This window comes from Nocardia wallacei (assembly GCF_014466955.1).
Taxonomy (GTDB): Bacteria; Actinomycetota; Actinomycetes; order Mycobacteriales; family Mycobacteriaceae; genus Nocardia; species Nocardia wallacei.
The window spans coordinates 7,055,701-7,070,157 of the sequence record NZ_AP023396.1; the positions used below are offsets into that span (position 1 = coordinate 7,055,701).

The window sequence follows — 14,457 nt, forward strand, 5'->3', positions numbered from 1 at the left end:
TCTCAATCAGACAAAAATGTTCATTGGACGTATCCGTCGGCCGGCCCGATCTTGTTACATGGGCCTGACCACACCCACCGGACCCGTATCGTCCGCGCGCTGAACCTCACTGCTGACCACCGAACCAATCTACCGCCCACTCCGGCTGCCTGACCAAAAAGGGTCATAGCCGTTGGACATCATGGGAGTTGGGTAAGGGAAGCAATCTACCGCACCCGTCCCGCCCGCGCCGAATGCCCGGTTGAGGCGGGTTCTCAGGGCTGGGAGACCGGTCCGGCGGCGGTCTCCGGCAGGTGCCGGCGGTCCCGCGCCGGGTCGTAGAGATGGGATTGGGCGCAGCGCTGCGGTTCGGCCAGCGCGCGGCCCACCAGGATGATCGCGGCCTGCCGCAGCCCGGCAGCCTCCACCTGGTCGGCGATATCGGCGAGGGTGCCGCGCAGCACCAGCTGATCGGGTCGGCTGGCGCGATAGACCACCGCGACCGGACAGTCCGTGCCGTAGTCGGCGGTCAACTCGGCGGCGAGCGGACGGATCCGCGTCACGGCCAGATGCAGGGCCAAGGTGGCCCCGGTGCGGGCGAAATTCTCCAGCGCCTCCGCGGCGGGCATGGCCGTCGACCGAGCCCGCGTACGGGTCAGCACCACCGACTGCACCAACTCCGGCACGGTCAACTCGGTCCCGAGCAACGCCGCCGCCGCGGCGTAAGCGGGCACACCCGGCGTGACATCCCACGGAATCCCCAGCGCATCCAGCCGCCGGGTCTGCTCGGCCAGCGCCGAATAGAGCGACGGATCACCCGAACACAACCGCGCCACGTCCTTGTTCTCCGCGTGCGCTCGCACACAATGCCCCACGATCTGGTCGAGATCGAGCCCCTGTGTGTCGATCAACTCAGCCCCCGCCGCACAATGCCCCAACACCTCGGCATCCAGATAAGTCCCCGCATACAGGCACACCGCAGCCTCCCCCAACAACCGCACCGCCCGCACAGTCAGCAAATCCGCCGCCCCCGGCCCCGCCCCGATGAAGTGCACGGTCATGCGCCGAGTCTAGATCGGGCGCCGCACCCGCCCACCTCTACCCTTCCAGCCAGGATTTCCGACGAGACCACCTAGCCGGTCATGTCGAAGCCGCCCAGGATCTTGTTGGGGCGCAGGCGGACGACCAGTTCACCGGGCACGCCGTTGCGCTTGCCGAACTCCTCGGCCCGGTCGGCGCCCATGTACCGGGCGGCGATGGCGGTGGCGGTGCGGACCAGGTCGTCGGGATCTTCGGAGACCTCGGCGACTCCTTGCACCTGCAGGTAGCCGAACGGCGGCTCCTCCAGGTCGACGCACAGCGCCAGGCGCGGGTCACGCCGGATCGCCCGGCCCTTGGCGGTGTCCTTGCCGGTGTTGAACACGAGTTCGTCGCCTTCGAGGATGAACCAGACCGGGTTGATGACCGGCCGGCCGTCGGTGGCCACGAACGCGAGCTTGCCGGTGCGCGTGCCGTGCGACAGGAATTCACGCACTCGAGGATCGGTGAGAGAGGCCATGCCGCCAGCGTACGACCGGCGCGCGGCGGATTCGCGCAACCGGCGCCCTCAGATCGCCCCGCGTTCCCGCGCCCGCGCCACGGCCGAGGTCCGCGACTTCACACCGAGCTTCGAATAGATGTGCACCAGATGGGATTTCACCGTCGTCTCGCTGAGGAACAGCCGCTTGCCGATCTCGCGATTGGAGTGGCCGTCGGCGACCAGCCGCAGTACCTCGATCTCCCGCGGACTCAGCGTGGTGTCCGGCGTGCGGACCCGGGTCATGAGGCGGGAGGCCACCGACGGGGACAGCACGCTCTCCCCCGCGGCGGCCCCGCGCACGGCGGCCAGCAGTTCGGCGGGCGGGGTGTCCTTGAGGATGTAGCCGCAGGCACCGGCCTCGATGGCGCCGAGGATGTCGGCGTCGGTGTCGTAGTTGGTGACCACCAGAACGTTCGGCGGCGCGGGCGCGGCACGCAGCGCGCGGGTGGCGTCCACGCCCGAATTGCCGCGGCCGAAGCGCAGATCCATCAGCACGAGGTCGACTTCGGTTGTGGCACAGAAGGCCACGGCCTCCGCCGCGGTAGCGGCCTCGCCCACCACCGTGATGTCTTCGCCCGAGTCCAGCAGGGCGCGCAACCCGGCGCGGACGATCGCGTGATCGTCGGCGAGCAGCAGGCGGATCACGGGGAATCCGCCAGCGGGAACGAGACTGTGACGGCCGTGTGGCCGGGTTCGGACTCCACGTTCATACTCCCGCCCTGCTGTCGGACCCGGCTGCGCATGGCATCCATGCCGAAGGTGCCGCGCGCGAAAACCGCTGGATCGATACCTTTTCCGTCATCGACCACGTCGAGATGCACGGCATCGTCGGCGTAGGTCAGCGTGATCCGCATCCGGCTCGCCGCCGCGTGCCGGATCACATTGGATACCGCGCCCTGCGCCACCCGTACCAGCGCCGCCTCGATCGGCATCGGCAACCGCTCGGGCACACCCTCCACCAGCAGCTGGGCGGCCAGGCCCGACGTGCCCGCGCGTTGCGCCATGCGCTCGAGCGCTTCGGTCAGCGACTGACCCTCCAGCGCGGCGGGAGTGAGTTCGGCGATGAGCTGCCTGGTCTCGGCGAGACTGTCCGCCGCGGTCTCGCGGGCCATCCGAATCTCTTGCAGGCCGGGATGTTCCGGGGCGGAACGCTCGGCGGCGTGCAGTAGCAGTTGAATACTGGACAGGCCCTGCGCCACGGTGTCGTGGATCTCCTGCGCCAGCCGCTGCCGTTCGGCGAGTTTGCCGGCGGTGCGTTCCTGTTCGGCCAGCGTGGCTCGGGCGGCGAGCAATTCGTCGATGAGCCGCTGCCGGTCGGCCGCCTCCCGGAACAGCGCCCGATAACCCAGCCCGATCGCGACGGCGACCAGCGCGCCGAGCAGGGGCCCCACCACGCCGCCGATCGTCCAGCCCTTGTGCAGCGCGAAGCCGACCACGGCCGCCGCGGTGGCCGCCGCGACCGCCACCGCACCCCAAAACCGCGGCAGCAGATGCAGATACAGGAAGAACATCCCGAACACGAGATACACCGCGTCCGGCGCGATGGCCACCAGCCCCAGCCACAGCACGGTGAGCAACCCCAGCCACGCCCGCGCCGCCACGGGCCTGCCCCGCAATGCCGCGCCGGCGAAATACACCACCAGGAACAGCACCGTCATGGCCACGACGGCCCACCGATGCCCCGCACCCGGCACCAGCGCCCGCCCGACCACCACCGCCGACAACGCCACCATCAGCGCGTGCAGCCCGAGTTGCAGCGCGGCGAAGACGGGAGTCAGCGGCGAGCGGTGCACACCGGCCAGCTTATGCGCGGTTACCGTGCGAGGGCCGCACCGCGGCGTACCAGTCCAGCAGCTCCGGATTGTCGACGGCGGTCCGTTCCACCACCCGCGCGGGATCCGCGCCCTGGAAGAGCCGCTTGACGGGCACCTCGAGCTTCTTGCCGGTGCGGGTGTGCGGGATGCCCGGCGCGACGATGATCTCGTCCGGCACGTGGCGGCGCGAGACCTCGGTGCGGATCACCTCGCCGATGCGCCGTTGCAGCTCGTCGGTCAGTTCGGCGCCGGCGGCGAGCACCACGAACAGCGGCATCCAGTAGCCGCCGTCCGGCTGTTCCGCACCGATCACCAGGGCCTCGGCGATCTCCGGCAGCCGCTCCACGGCCTGGTAGATGTCGGCCGAACCCATCCGGATGCCGTGCCGGTTCAACGTCGAATCCGAGCGCCCGTGCACGACGATGCTGCCGCGTTCGGTGACGGTGATCCAGTCGCCGTGCCGCCACACGCCCGGGAACATCTCGAAATACGCACCGCGGTAACGAGATCCGTCCGGGTCCTGCCAGAATTTCACCGGCATGGAGGGCATCGGCTCGGTGATGACCAGTTCACCGACCTCGCTGCGGATCGGGTGCCCGGCCGCGTCCCAGGCGTCCACGGCGGCCCCGAGGAACGGCGCCGACAGTTCTCCCGGCCACACCGGAACCGTCCGGACGCCGCCGATGAACGCCGACACCACGTCCGTCCCGCCGCTGATAGAGGCGATCTGCACCCGCTCACCGACGTTGTCGCGCAACCACAGTGACGACGACGGCGGCAGCGCGGCTCCCGTGATGCCCACGGTGCGCAGCGCCGACAGGTCGTGGTCCGCCTGCGGCGCCACATCGGCCTTGATGCAGGACAACACGTACCCCGGACTGCTGCCGAGCACGGTGGTGCGGGTGCGAGCGGCGATGTCCCACAGCGCATCCGGAGCAGGATGGCCGGGGCTGCCGTCGTAACACACGATGGTGGCGCCCACGAGCAGCCCGGCGATCTGGAAGTTCCACATCATCCAGCTGGGGCTGGTATACCAGAAGAAGGTGTCGTCTCGGCCGATATCGGATTGCAGCGCAACGGCTTTGAGGTGTTCGAGCAGCACGCCGCCGTGCCCGTGCACGATGCCCTTGGGCAGCCCGGTGGTGCCCGAGGAGTAGAGAATCCACAGCGGATGGTCGAAATCGACCTGACCCGTGTCGATCTCGGTCGCCACCGGCTCGGTGACGAGCGCCCAATCCGACGAGTTCGGCACCTCGCGGCCCAGCCGCGACACCACCACGGTCTCCCGCACGGTCGGCAGTCCGGCGCGCAGCTCGGCGATCTCGTCGGTCTTGTCGAAGACCTTACCGCCGTAGTGGTATCCGTCGGCGGTCACCAGGACAACGGGCTCGAGCTGGCCGAGCCGGTCGAGCGCCGCCTTCGCGGAATAGTCCTGCCCGCAGGCGCTCCAGACGGCGCCGAGCCCGGCAGTGCCCAGGAACGCGATCACGGCCTCGGGAATGTTCGGCAGGTAGCCGACGACCCGATCGCCGGGCTGCACGCCCCGCGCCCGCAGCACACCGGCGAAAGCCGCTGTGCGGCCGAGTAATTCGGCCCAGGAGACCTCGGTCAGCGAGCCGTCCTCACCGGCGTACACGATCGCGGGCCGATCCGCGCGCGCCTGCCGCACCACCTGGTCGACGTAGTTCAGCCGGGCGCCTGGGAACCACCGCGCCCCCGGCATCTCCGCATCGGCGAGCACCTGGTCCGGTGGCTCGCCCAGATCGAAGTACGCCCACAGCGCCGACCAGAATCCGGGCAGATCGTCCACCGACCACTGCCACAACGCGCGGTAGTCGGGGAACTCCCGGCCCGCTCGCGCTCCGGCGAACCGAGCGAAATCGGTCACCCGCGCGTTCGCGACGTCCTGCTCGGTCGGCACCCACTGCGGTTGCACCACGATCCGATCCTCCTACGTGCGTCCGGCGCGAGCTACGATGCGCTCGGCGTGCACGACGACCGGACCGTCCACCATACGTCCCTCGAACGCGAAAACGCCGCGGTTGTTCGGCACCTCGGCGAGCAGCCGCCGGGCCCAGGCCAATTCGTCCGGCGACGGCGCGTACGCGGCGCGGATCACCGGGACCTGACCGGGGTGGATGGCCACCTTGGCGTCGAAACCCACGGCCACCGCATCGTCGGCTTCCGCCCGCAGCCCGTCCGAGTCGCGAATGTCGAGATACACCGCGTCCAGGGCGAACTTGCCGTGCGCCTTCGCGGCGAGCAGCGTGCTGGAGCGCACGTGCCGCGCCACGTCCCGGTAGCTGTTGTCGGCGTGCCGGCTGGCGTTGCCGCCCAGCCCCGCCAGCAGGTCCTCGGCGCCCCACATCACGCCGATCACATTGTCGACGTGCATGACGTCACCGACCCGCAGCGCGCCCATCGGCGACTCCACGAGCGCGATCACCTCGCATTCGGTCAGGCTCGCGACCTGTTCCACCGCTTCGCATTTGGGCAGCATGAGACGGCGGTAGCGGGTACCGGCCAGGGCCTGCAGATCGCGGGAGTGCTCGGCGGTGCCGTACGCGTTCACCCGCACCACCGTGCGCTCGGGATCCAGCGGGTTGTCGACGAGGGCCTGCCGGGCCGCCGCCTTGTCGGCCGGAGCCACCGCGTCTTCCAGGTCCACGATGACCACATCGGCTGCCGCCGCGGCCTTTTCGTAGCGTTCCGGACGATCGGCCGGGCAGAACAGCCACGCCGGTCCGGGCATCTCCCACGTCATCTTGCTGCCTCCGCTCGCTCAGTCCGGTTTCTTGCGGACCAGGGTCTTCCGGATCGCCGTCGCCACCACGTCACCGTGCTGATTGCGGCCGGTGTGCGCGAAGGTCACGATGCCCTCCCCCGGCCGGCTCTTCGATTCCCGTTTCTCGATGACCACGGTCTCCGCGTACAGGGTGTCGCCGTGGAACAGCGGCTTGGGGAAGGCGATGTCGGAGAAACCGAGATTCGCGACGATGGTGCCCTGGGTCAGTTGCGTGATCGACAAACCGACCAGGGTGGACAGCGTGAACATGGAATTCACCAGCCGCTGATGGAAGGGCGGCTGCGCGTCGGCGAAAGCCGCGTCGAGATGCAGCGCCTGGGTATTCATGGTCACCGCCGTGAACAGCACGTTGTCGGCCTCGGTGATGGTGCGGCCGGGCCGGTGTTCGTACAGCACGTCGGTGTCGAATTCCTCGAACCACAGCCCGCGCTGTACCACCCGGCGCAATTGCTCGCTCACAATCCCAGCTCCCGTCCGATCAGCATGAGCTGCACCTCGGTGGTGCCCTCGCCGATTTCCAGAATCTTGCTGTCGCGGTAGTGCCGGGCCACAGCATATTCGTTCATGAAGCCGTAGCCGCCGAATACCTGCGTGGCGTCGCGGGCGTTGTCCATCGCGGCTTCGCTGGCGACGAGTTTCGCGATCGCGGCCTGCTTCTTGAACGGTTTGCCCGCCAGCATCAGCGCGGCCGCGTCGTAGTAGGCGGCGCGGGCGGCGTGGGCCCGCGCCTCCATGCGCGCGATCTTGAAGGCGATGGCCTGGTTGCGCCCGATCGCCTGCCCGAACGCGTCCCGCTCGTGCGCGTAGCGGACGCTCTCGTCCACGCAGCCCTGTGCCGCGCCGACCGCGAGCGCCGCGATGGCGATGCGGCCCTCGTCGAGGATGCGCAGGAAGTTGGCATAGCCGCGGCCGCGCTCGCCGAGCAGATTCTCCTGCGGCACACGGACATCGGTGAAGCTGAGCGGATGGGTGTCCGAGGCGTTCCAGCCGACCTTGTTGTAGGCGGGTTCGGCGAGGAAGCCCGGCGTGCCGGTCGGCACCAGGATGGTGGAGATCTCCTTGCGCCCGCCCGCCTCCCCGGTCACGGCGGTCACGGTCACCAGGCGGGTGATGTCGGTGCCGGAGTTGGTGATGAACTGCTTGCTGCCGTTGATGATCCAGTCGCCACCGTCGAGCACGGCGGTGGTCCGAGTGCCGCCGGCGTCGCTGCCCGCGCCCGGCTCGGTGAGCCCGAAGGCGGCCAGCGCACGGCCGGAGGTCAACTGCGGCAACCATTCCCGCTTCTGCTTGTCGTCGCCGAAGCGGTAGATCGGCATGGCGCCCAGCGAGACACCGGCCTCCAGGGTGATCGCCACGCTCTGGTCGACCTTGCCGAGTTCCTCCAGCGCCAGGCACAGCGCGAAGTAGTCGCCACCCATGCCGCCGTACTCCTCCGGGAACGGCAGGCCGAACAGGCCCATCTCGGCCATCCCGGACACGACCTCGTACGGAAAGCTGTGCTCCGCATCGTGTTTCGCGGCGACCGGGGCGACCACGCGCTGCGCGAACTCCCGGACGGTCAGGGCGAGGTCCCGGTATTCGTCGGGGAGGGTGCCGGTGGACAGGAAGTCGGTCATGCGCGGTGTTCCTCTGGTTCTGCGGTCTGCGATTCGGTGCGCTCGGGGACGATGCGGGCCAGCACCTGGTCCACCTGGACCTGGCGGCCCGAGTCCACCAGCAGCTCAACGGTTCCCGCGATCGGCGCGGTGAGGGTGTGCTCCATCTTCATGGCCTCGACGACCACGACCGGCGCGCCCACCGCCACCACCGCCCCCGCCGCGGCCGGGATCGCGATCACCGTGCCGGGCATCGGGCTGCGGATCTCGGCGTCGCCCACCTGCGCGGTGTCGGCTCGCGGATCGGCCTCGGCCACCTCGCGCAGCATCGCCGTGCCGCCGGAGTCGGCCACCCACAGCTGGCCGTCGTGTTCGGCCACCCGGACGCGGCGGCGCACGCCGTCGAGGGTCAGGGTGAGCACATCGCCGTCGAGAATGGCGGCGAGCGAACGGGTTTCGCCGTCCTCCACCCGAACCTCGGCCGCGTCCGGTGCACCGGTCAGATACACGTGCGCCGTACGGTCGCCGCCGGTCAGCCGGACGGCGGTCGGTGCGGCCGCGCCGATCCGCCAGCCGGTCGGCAGTTCCCACGGGTCGCCGGGCGTGGTAGGCCAGTTCCGCAGCCAGTGCAGTGCGGCCGCGGCGATGAACTGCTCGTCGGAGACCGGCGCGGGCCGGAACTCGGCCGCCCGCCGGTCCAGCAGGCCGGTGTCCAGGCGGCCCGCGCGCACGTCCGCGTCGGCGAGCAGGAAGCGCAGGAAGTCGGTGTTGGTCCGGACGCCCAGCACGAGCGTGTCGGCCAGCGCGCGGTCGAGCCCGGCCAGCGCCTCGGCGCGGTTGGGGGCGTAGGCGATCACCTTCGACAGCATCGGGTCGTAATCGCTGCCGACCGAGGTCCCTACCCGCAGGCCCGAATCCACCCGTACCCCGGCGCCTTCCGGCTCCGCGAGGGCCAGCACCGTACCGCCCGTGGGCAGGAAGTCGCGGCCCGGGTCCTCGGCATAGACGCGGGCTTCTATCGCGTGGCCCGACATCCGGACGTCCTCCTGCGCGACCGCCAGTTTCTGCCCCGCCGCCACCCGCACCTGGCACTCGACCAGATCGACCCCGGTGATCATCTCGGTGACCGGGTGCTCGACCTGGAGCCGGGTGTTCATCTCCATGAAGAAGAATTCGTCGGGCCGATCGGCGGACACGATGAACTCCACCGTGCCCGCGCCCACGTAGTCGACGCTGCGCGCGGTATTGCACGCGGCCGCGCCGATGCGGGCCCTGGTCTCGGCGTCGAGCAGCGGCGAGGGCGCCTCCTCGATCACCTTCTGGTGACGACGCTGCAGGCTGCACTCCCGTTCGCCGAGGTGCAGCACCTGGCCGTACCGGTCGGCGAGAATCTGGACCTCGATGTGGCGGGGCCGGGTGACGAACCGCTCCAGGAACAGGGTGTCGTCGCCGAAGGACGCGGCGGCCTCGCGCCGGGCGCTGCGCAGCGCTTCGGGCAGGTGCCCGGCCTCGTGCACCAGCCGCATACCTTTCCCGCCACCACCGGCCGAGGGCTTCACCAATACCGGGTAGCCGATATCGGTTGCGGCATCGATCAATTCGGCGTCGGTCAGGCCCGGCCGGGCGATGCCGGGCACCACCGGCACGCCGAAGTCGGCGACCGCGTTCTTGGCCGCGATCTTGTCACCCATGATCTCGATCGCGCGGGCGGGTGGGCCCAGGAACACGAGACCCGCCCGTGCCAGCGCCGCCGCGAACGCCGAATTCTCCGACAGGAACCCGTATCCGGGATGCACCGCCTGCGCGCCCGTGCGCACGGCGGCGTCGACCACCCGGTCGATATTCAGGTAGCTCTCGCGCGCGGGCGCGGGGCCCAGCCGCACCGCGGTGTCGGCCTCGTGCACGTGGCGGGCGGCGGCGTCCGCGTCGCTGTAGACCGCGACCGACCGGATTCCCATGGCGCGCAGGGTCCGGATCACCCGCACGGCGATCTCGCCGCGATTGGCGACCAGCACGGTGTCGAAGGGAACCGGCGAATTGTTCAGCATCGTCATCACATCCGGAACACGCCGTAGGAAACGGGCTCGAGCGGCGCCTGTGCGCACACCGAGAGGGCAAGGCCCAGTACGGTTCTGGTGTCCGCCGGGTCTATCACGCCGTCGTCCCACAACCGCGCGGTGGAGTAGTACGTATTGCCCTGCAGCTCGTACTGCTCGCGAATGGGCGCCTTGAACGCCTCCTGGTCCGCGGCGCTCCAGGTCTCGCCGAGCTGGTCGCCGCGGACGGTGGCCAGCACCGAGGCGGCTTGCTCGCCGCCCATCACCGAGATCCGCGCGTTCGGCCACATCCACAGGAAGCGCGGCGAATACGCCCGCCCGCACATCGAGTAGTTGCCCGCGCCGTAGGAGCCGCCGATCACCACCGTCAGCTTCGGCACCCGGGCGCAGGCGACCGCGGTCACCATCTTCGCGCCGTGTTTGGCGATGCCGCCCGCCTCGTAGTCGCGCCCGACCATGAAGCCCGTGATGTTCTGCAGGAACACCAGCGGGATGGACCGCTTGTCGCACAGCTCGATGAAATGCGCCCCCTTGACCGCGGATTCACCGAACAGCACGCCGTTGTTGGCGACGATGCCCACCGGATGACCGTGGATGCGGGCGAACCCGGTGACCAACGTGCGCCCGTACTCGGCCTTGAACTCGCCGAACTCGCCGCCGTCGACCACCCGCAGAATCACCTCGCGCACGTCGTAGGGCGTGCGCAGGTCTACCGGCACCACATCGTAGAGATCGGTTTGGGGCGCAACGGGTTCCACCGGCGGCGCCACCTCCCACGGCCGGGGCGCCCTGGGCCCCAGGGTGCTCACGATCCGGCGCACGATGCGCAGCGCGTCCTGATCGTTGTCGGCGAGGTGGTCGGTGACGCCCGATACGCGTGAATGCAGTTCGCCGCCGCCCAGCTCCTCCGCGGTGACGACCTCGCCGGTCGCGGCCTTCACCAGCGGCGGGCCACCGAGGAAGATCGTGCCCTGGTCGCGCACGATCACCGCCTCGTCGCTCATCGCCGGGACGTAGGCCCCGCCCGCGGTGCAGGAGCCGAGCACGGCCGCGATCTGCGGGATGCCCGCGGCGCTCATGGTCGCCTGGTTGTAGAAGATGCGGCCGAAATGCTCGCGATCCGGGAACACCTCGTCCTGGCGGGGCAGGAACGCGCCGCCGGAATCGACCAGATAGAGGCACGGCAGCCGGTTCTGCAGCGCCACCTCCTGGGCGCGCAGGTGCTTCTTCACCGTCATCGGGTAGTAGGTGCCGCCCTTGACGGTCGCGTCGTTGGCGACGATCACACACTCGCGGCCGGACACCCGGCCGATGCCCGTGATGATGCCCGCGCCCGGGCAGTCGTCGTCGTACATACCCGTAGCGGCCAGCGGCGACAGCTCGAGGAACGGACTGCCCTGATCGAGCAGCCGGTCCACCCGCTCGCGCGGCAGCAGCTTGCCGCGGGCCACGTGCCGCTCGCGAGCCTTGGCCGGGCCGCCGAGCGCGCTCGCCGCCAGGCGCGCGCGCAGATCGCCCACCAGCGCCAGATGCGCGGCGCGGTTACCGGCCTCGGCCGTACGCACCCCGTCCTGCGTAACCGTCATCACGCCATCCTGCCCGATTGGTTAATCGCCAATAACTGGAATTTAAGATAACCTTCATTAACCGAGATGTCCATACGCGGCGGCAGGAGGCACGATGACCAGCAGTGATGCCAGCACGCCTACCCGCCGTGAACAACTGAAGGCGCAGCGGCGGCAACAGTTGCTGGACGCGGGTGCGCGACTGATCGCGGACCGCGGCTTCCCCGGCGTCCGGCTCGACGACCTGGGCGCGGCGGCCGGCATCAGCGGCCCGGCGGTGTACCGTCACTTCCCCAGCAAGGAGGCTCTGCTGGTGGAGTTGCTGGTGGGGGTCAGCCAGCGATTGCTGGAGGGCGGCAGAGCCGTTGTCGCGCAGTTCGATTCACCCGCGGAGGCGTTGTCCCGGCTGATCGACTTCCATCTCGATTTCGCCCTGGGCGAGCCGGAGCTGATCCGCATCCAGGACCGCGATCTGGAGAATCTGCCCGAGGCGGCCCGCCGCCAGGTGCGCCGCACCCAGCGTCAGTACGTCGAACTGTGGGTTTCCGTGCTGTGCCGATTGCATCCGGAGCTGCCCGAGCCCACCGCCCGCGTCCAGGCGCACGCCACGTTCGGGCTGATCAACTCGACGCCGCACAGCGCCTCCGCGGCGCTGGCCACGCGGGCGCGGCCCATCCTGCGCCGGATGGCCACGGCCGCGCTGTCGTGAATCCGGGTCGGGGACGCGCTCAGCGCCGCAGTTCGCGTTCGGCGGTGGACAGCACCGAGCGAATGCCGAGTACCACCAGCGGCGCCAGCCCGACGGTGTACATGTCGCCGAAAAACGGTGCGGCGATTTCGAATTGGGCATCCCACCGCACCCGGGTCCCGCCCTCGACGGGCTCGAACCGCAGCACGCCATCCTGAGATCGCAACGGCGGGAACGAATTCAGTATCCGATACCGCAGCAGCCGGGGCGGATCGTATTCGACGATCTCCTCCGACAGCCGCAGCAGCGGCGTCACCACCAGCCGGACCGCACCGACGCCGTGTTCGGCGACATTTCCGGGTCGCACCAGGGTGACCCGTCGCACCAGGGGGGAGCGCTGGAAGTTGGTCGCATCGGTGAGCCAGTCGAACACGTCGGCAACCGGCGCCTGGATGGTGCGTTCCAGGTGCACCTCGCGCATCCGTACTCCGTTCGGGCCGTGGGGGTGTGGGACTCGCAGAGCCTACGGCTCGGATCCCGGGCAGAACCAGATTCTCGGTCCGAACCGATGCGATTTCGATACTCCCTGTGACCACTACGGGTACCGAATGGTGACCAACGCCCGATCAATACGGACATTATGGACACGCTCGCTCCGGATGCCAACTCCCACAGCATTTCTCGCGTGACGCGACCGTAACTGACCCAGACGGCGATCGCGTCACTGCCGGGACTCGGTCAGATCAGCGCCCGCTGCCTGCGCAGCCGCCGCCGCACGTCTCGCATCATCGTCTTGGTGCCGAAGAAGCGAATGAACTTGGGAATGAAGCGATTGACGAAGCCGACGAACAGGAACAGATGCTCGAACCGGCGCTGATCGGCCGCCGACCACTCGATGCCCATCTGCTCGCGGAAATACGGCGGCAGGTAGCCGGCGGTGAGGAACCGCAGCAGCCCGCCGAAGAGGATGCGCAGGTACCAGTGGATCATCCGCAGATGCAGCAGGTCATCGATGTAGGCGTGGACCTTGTCGTCGATGACGATCTGCGCGCAGGCCGCGTTCCAGTAGTCGTCGAACGCCGCTCGGGTGGGTGGCCACATGTCCTCGCGCACCTGCAGGGTGGTGCCGAGGGTGGCGGAGGTCCGGTAGAAATCCTCGGCCTGCGCCGGGCTCATCTTCCCGTGCAGCAGCTGGTAGGAGTCCTCGAAGCCGACGTAGAGGCACGCCGCCACCCACAGCTGCAGGTCGCGATCGAAGGCGTTGTACTTCACCGCCGCGCCCGGCTCGGAGTGCACCTGGCGGTGCGCGACGTCGACCGCCTCGCGGAACGCCTTCTTCTCCGCGTCGCTGCCCAGGATCGCCACCGCCAGATACGACGCCGTGGTCCGCAGCCGCTTCCACGGATGCACCATCAGCGCACCGGATTCCACCCTGGAATCGGCGACCCCGTGCCCCACTCCCGGCCGCGCCATCTGCATGGCCACGTTCGCCGCGGCGCCGGAGAACTGCCAGAAGTCGAGCGCGTCCTGTAGCCGCGGTGGCCGCTTGGTCTCCGGCCGGTGGACAGCCGGGATGGGGATGCGGGTCCGCTCGGTGGTCAGCGGGACCGAGAGCTGCGCTGCCGCGGTCATACAAGTCCTTCCCTCCCGCCGGGCCATCCGGCACACTCGGTATGTTACTGACGATTCTCGTCCACGTGAACCGTTTGAATAAGAACAGCGGATTACTTCACGCAATACGGGCGCACGCGGAAGGTGCCGCCTGCACCGGCTGCGTACCTGACCAGAAGATGTTTCACGGTTTCCGTGAAAACGTATCAATTTTCCAGAATCATCAGTAACATACTCAGCCGCGGCCACTGCTGTCCCGGCACGGGGGCGGTGGCGCCGGTACGCGAAAGGACCCAAGCCACCATGCTCGAACGCCTGGATCGGCTGCTCAGCTACGAGATGAAGGTCTCGGAGTTTCTCGGCACGCTGATCATCCTCGCCATCCCGTACGGGACCGTCGGAGTCGTCTGGACCCTCACGCACACCTCGCATCTGAAGGAACTGCACGGCATCGATGTCGTGATCTCGTTCCTGGGATCAATCGTGTGCTGGCCGGTACTCACCTTCTCGAATGTGTGCATGACCTGATGATGGCGCTGGTATGGATCATCGACATCCTGGTGCTCGGCATCAAGGTTCTCGGTGGCCGGACGGACGTGAATCCCGTTCTGCGCGTGGGCCTCTGGGTCGCCGTGCTGTCCGTGTTCGCGGCCGGTACCGCGGTCCTGGGCGGACTGCTGGTGCTGCTGCAGCACTGGCTCACCACGTCGGCTTGAGCGGGCGGCGATGCGAAGAAAGGATCGGTGCCGGTGACGACGACTCG

At 69.0% G+C, this 14,457-nt stretch carries 15 protein-coding genes; 3 read left to right on the forward strand and 12 right to left on the reverse strand.

Going from position 1 to position 14,457, the window contains the following annotated elements; translation table 11 throughout:
- Nucleotides 1-254: 254 nt before the first annotated feature.
- From cobM to NWFMUON74_RS31590, 10 genes are all read right to left on the reverse strand, one after another.
- On the reverse strand, nt 255-1,040 hold the full coding sequence (cobM, locus tag NWFMUON74_RS31545; protein ID WP_187685353.1) for a precorrin-4 C(11)-methyltransferase: 786 nt from the start codon (nt 1,038-1,040) through the stop codon (nt 255-257).
- A 71-nt stretch (nt 1,041-1,111) separates the two neighbouring features.
- Nucleotides 1,112-1,537, reverse strand: coding sequence for a PPOX class F420-dependent oxidoreductase (locus NWFMUON74_RS31550; RefSeq protein ID WP_187685354.1), 426 nt, complete (start codon nt 1,535-1,537; stop codon nt 1,112-1,114).
- A gap of 48 nt (nt 1,538-1,585) precedes the next feature.
- Nucleotides 1,586-2,203 carry a response regulator gene (locus tag NWFMUON74_RS31555; protein ID WP_187685355.1) on the reverse strand — a complete coding sequence of 206 codons (618 nt, stop codon included), beginning with the start codon at nt 2,201-2,203 and terminating at the stop codon, nt 1,586-1,588.
- Complete coding sequence (locus tag NWFMUON74_RS31560; RefSeq protein ID WP_187685356.1) at nt 2,200-3,351, reverse strand: sensor histidine kinase; 1,152 nt, start codon at nt 3,349-3,351, stop codon at nt 2,200-2,202. Before NWFMUON74_RS31560 ends, NWFMUON74_RS31555 begins: the two co-directional genes overlap by 4 nt.
- Before the next feature lie 10 nt (nt 3,352-3,361).
- Entirely contained in the window at nt 3,362-5,311 is a 1,950-nt protein-coding gene (locus tag NWFMUON74_RS31565) for an acetoacetate--CoA ligase (RefSeq protein WP_187685357.1), read from the reverse strand.
- 12 nt (nt 5,312-5,323) lie between these two features.
- Nucleotides 5,324-6,136: an HpcH/HpaI aldolase/citrate lyase family protein gene (locus NWFMUON74_RS31570; RefSeq protein WP_187685358.1), complete on the reverse strand. Its 813-nt coding sequence runs from the start codon at nt 6,134-6,136 to the stop codon at nt 5,324-5,326.
- Between the two features lie 18 nt (nt 6,137-6,154).
- Nucleotides 6,155-6,637: a MaoC family dehydratase gene (locus NWFMUON74_RS31575; protein WP_187685359.1), complete on the reverse strand. Its 483-nt coding sequence runs from the start codon at nt 6,635-6,637 to the stop codon at nt 6,155-6,157.
- A complete protein-coding gene (locus NWFMUON74_RS31580; RefSeq protein ID WP_187685360.1) occupies nt 6,634-7,794 on the reverse strand; it encodes an acyl-CoA dehydrogenase family protein in 1,161 nt (386 codons plus the stop codon). The genes NWFMUON74_RS31575 and NWFMUON74_RS31580 overlap by 4 nt, the downstream gene beginning before the upstream one ends.
- Complete coding sequence (locus tag NWFMUON74_RS31585; protein ID WP_187685361.1) at nt 7,791-9,821, reverse strand: acetyl/propionyl/methylcrotonyl-CoA carboxylase subunit alpha; 2,031 nt, start codon at nt 9,819-9,821, stop codon at nt 7,791-7,793. The genes NWFMUON74_RS31580 and NWFMUON74_RS31585 overlap by 4 nt, the downstream gene beginning before the upstream one ends.
- A 5-nt stretch (nt 9,822-9,826) precedes the next feature.
- On the reverse strand, nt 9,827-11,416 hold the full coding sequence (locus NWFMUON74_RS31590; RefSeq protein ID WP_187685362.1) for a carboxyl transferase domain-containing protein: 1,590 nt from the start codon (nt 11,414-11,416) through the stop codon (nt 9,827-9,829).
- Between the two features lie 94 nt (nt 11,417-11,510).
- Here NWFMUON74_RS31590 and NWFMUON74_RS31595 point away from each other — a divergent pair, with 94 nt between their 5' ends.
- Entirely contained in the window at nt 11,511-12,104 is a 594-nt protein-coding gene (locus NWFMUON74_RS31595) for an SACE_7040 family transcriptional regulator (RefSeq protein WP_187685363.1), read from the forward strand.
- A 19-nt stretch (nt 12,105-12,123) separates the two neighbouring features.
- Here the strand turns inward: NWFMUON74_RS31595 and NWFMUON74_RS31600 are convergent, their stop codons facing one another.
- Both NWFMUON74_RS31600 and NWFMUON74_RS31605 read right to left on the reverse strand, forming a co-directional pair.
- Entirely contained in the window at nt 12,124-12,564 is a 441-nt protein-coding gene (locus NWFMUON74_RS31600; RefSeq protein WP_187685364.1) for an SRPBCC family protein, read from the reverse strand.
- 257 nt (nt 12,565-12,821) lie between these two features.
- Nucleotides 12,822-13,715, reverse strand: a complete 894-nt coding sequence (locus NWFMUON74_RS31605) for an oxygenase MpaB family protein (RefSeq protein ID WP_187685365.1) — start codon at nt 13,713-13,715, stop codon at nt 12,822-12,824.
- 282 nt (nt 13,716-13,997) lie between these two features.
- Between NWFMUON74_RS31605 and NWFMUON74_RS31610 the strand changes: the two genes are divergently transcribed.
- Both NWFMUON74_RS31610 and NWFMUON74_RS31615 read left to right on the forward strand, forming a co-directional pair.
- The gene (locus NWFMUON74_RS31610) at nt 13,998-14,222 is read left to right on the forward strand and encodes a hypothetical protein (protein ID WP_187685366.1); all 225 of its coding nucleotides are present in this window, start codon (nt 13,998-14,000) and stop codon (nt 14,220-14,222) included.
- Complete coding sequence (locus NWFMUON74_RS31615; protein ID WP_187685367.1) at nt 14,222-14,410, forward strand: hypothetical protein; 189 nt, start codon at nt 14,222-14,224, stop codon at nt 14,408-14,410. Before NWFMUON74_RS31610 ends, NWFMUON74_RS31615 begins: the two co-directional genes overlap by 1 nt.
- Nucleotides 14,411-14,457: the final 47 nt, after the last annotated feature.

Excerpts from the sequence above, each read along its gene's own strand:
- cobM (WP_187685353.1), bottom strand. The coding sequence starts at position 1,040 with ATGACCGTGCACTTCATCGGGGCGGGGCCGGGGGCGGCGGATTTGCTG.
- NWFMUON74_RS31550 (WP_187685354.1), bottom strand. The coding sequence starts at position 1,537 with ATGGCCTCTCTCACCGATCCTCGAGTGCGTGAATTCCTGTCGCACGGC.
- NWFMUON74_RS31570 (WP_187685358.1), bottom strand. The coding sequence starts at position 6,136 with ATGACGTGGGAGATGCCCGGACCGGCGTGGCTGTTCTGCCCGGCCGAT.
- NWFMUON74_RS31580 (WP_187685360.1), bottom strand. The coding sequence starts at position 7,794 with ATGACCGACTTCCTGTCCACCGGCACCCTCCCCGACGAATACCGGGAC.
- NWFMUON74_RS31585 (WP_187685361.1), bottom strand. The coding sequence starts at position 9,821 with ATGCTGAACAATTCGCCGGTTCCCTTCGACACCGTGCTGGTCGCCAAT.
- NWFMUON74_RS31590 (WP_187685362.1), bottom strand. The coding sequence starts at position 11,416 with ATGACGGTTACGCAGGACGGGGTGCGTACGGCCGAGGCCGGTAACCGC.
- NWFMUON74_RS31595 (WP_187685363.1), top strand. The coding sequence starts at position 11,511 with ATGACCAGCAGTGATGCCAGCACGCCTACCCGCCGTGAACAACTGAAG.
- NWFMUON74_RS31600 (WP_187685364.1), bottom strand. The coding sequence starts at position 12,564 with ATGCGCGAGGTGCACCTGGAACGCACCATCCAGGCGCCGGTTGCCGAC.
- NWFMUON74_RS31605 (WP_187685365.1), bottom strand. The coding sequence starts at position 13,715 with ATGACCGCGGCAGCGCAGCTCTCGGTCCCGCTGACCACCGAGCGGACC.
- NWFMUON74_RS31610 (WP_187685366.1), top strand. The coding sequence starts at position 13,998 with ATGCTCGAACGCCTGGATCGGCTGCTCAGCTACGAGATGAAGGTCTCG.
- NWFMUON74_RS31615 (WP_187685367.1), top strand. The coding sequence starts at position 14,222 with ATGATGGCGCTGGTATGGATCATCGACATCCTGGTGCTCGGCATCAAG.